Below are 251 nucleotides of genomic sequence, written 5' to 3'. Positions count from 1 at the left end.
AAATATGAAGATAGAGAAGATGATCCAGAATATGTAATGCTAAATGCAAAATTAAAATCAGATAAACGTATTAACAAAATAAAGAAATTGCAAGCAAAAATGGAGAAAAAAGATCAGAAGAAACCACAAAATAAAAAGAAAAAACCAGTTAGAAAAAGTAAATTTAATTCAAAATATAGTGATAGAATCCAATCAATTAGAGAATCTGATGAAAAGTTTAGAAAAAGTCATGAAAATGAATAATTATATAT

Annotated in this window: 1 protein-coding gene; it reads left to right on the top strand. The window is 23.1% G+C overall.

The window, feature by feature from the left end:
- Positions 1-243, top strand: a 243-nt coding sequence (locus AC2FA3_RS15420; RefSeq protein ID WP_490510356.1) for a hypothetical protein, incomplete at its 5' end; no start/stop codon positions are given.
- Positions 244-251: the final 8 nt, after the last annotated feature.

Source organism: Janibacter sp. CoH_79_TC_3 (assembly GCF_058197955.1).
Note: the sequence above shows the minus strand (reverse complement) of the source record. Positions and strands in the feature narration are given on the sequence as shown.